Here is an 850-nt window from a genome sequence, read left to right on the forward strand (position 1 = left end):
GAGCGTTCCTGCACGGCCTGCCCGGTGTGGACCGGGTCGGCGCGGACCAGCGGGCGGCGATGCTGGGCACCCGTTCGATCAAGACGACGGCCAAGGCCCGGGCGATCGATCTGGCCATCTCGATGGTCGACCTGACCACTCTCGAAGGCGCCGACACGCGCGGCAAGGTGCGCGCGATGTGCGTCAAGGCCGTGCACCCCGGCGGGGGCGCTCCCCGTGTGGCGGCCGTGTGCGTCTACCCCGACCTGGTGCCCGTGGCCGTGGAGGCCGTGGCCGGGTCCGGGGTGAAGGTGGCCTCCGTGGCCACGGCGTTCCCCAGCGGCCGGTCCTCGCTCGACGTCAAGGTGGCCGACACCGCGTTCGCGGTGGCGGCGGGCGCCGACGAGATCGACATGGTGATCGACCGGGGGGCGTTCCTGTCCGGCGACTACCTGAAGGTGTACGAGGAGATCGTCGCGGTGAAGGCGGCCTGCGGCGAGGCCCATCTCAAGGTCATCCTGGAGACCGGCGAGCTGGCCACCTACGACAACGTGCGGCGGGCGTCGTGGCTGGCGATGCTGGCCGGCGCGGACTTCATCAAGACCTCCACCGGCAAGGTGTCGCCCGCGGCGACCCTGCCGGTGACGTTGATCATGCTGGAGGCGGTGCGCGACTTCCGGGACCGCACCGGCCGTCAGGTCGGCGTCAAGCCGGCCGGCGGCATCCGCACGACCAAGGACGCGGTCAAGAACCTGGTGCTGGTGCAGGAGACGGCCGGCGAGGACTGGCTGACGCCGGACTGGTTCCGGCTGGGCGCCTCCTCGCTGCTCAACGACCTGCTGATGCAGCGCGAGAAGCTGGCCACCGGCCG

The 850-nt window shown here is 71.6% G+C and carries 1 protein-coding gene; it reads left to right on the forward strand.

Features of this window, described 5'->3' with window-relative positions; translation table 11 throughout:
* Positions 1-850: deoxyribose-phosphate aldolase (deoC, locus tag HT134_RS44300; protein WP_175606506.1), on the forward strand; the 850-nt coding region annotated here is incomplete at both ends.

Origin of the sequence: Nonomuraea rhodomycinica, from assembly GCF_013363995.1 — a bacterium.
GTDB lineage: Bacteria > Actinomycetota > Actinomycetes > Streptosporangiales > Streptosporangiaceae > Nonomuraea > Nonomuraea rhodomycinica.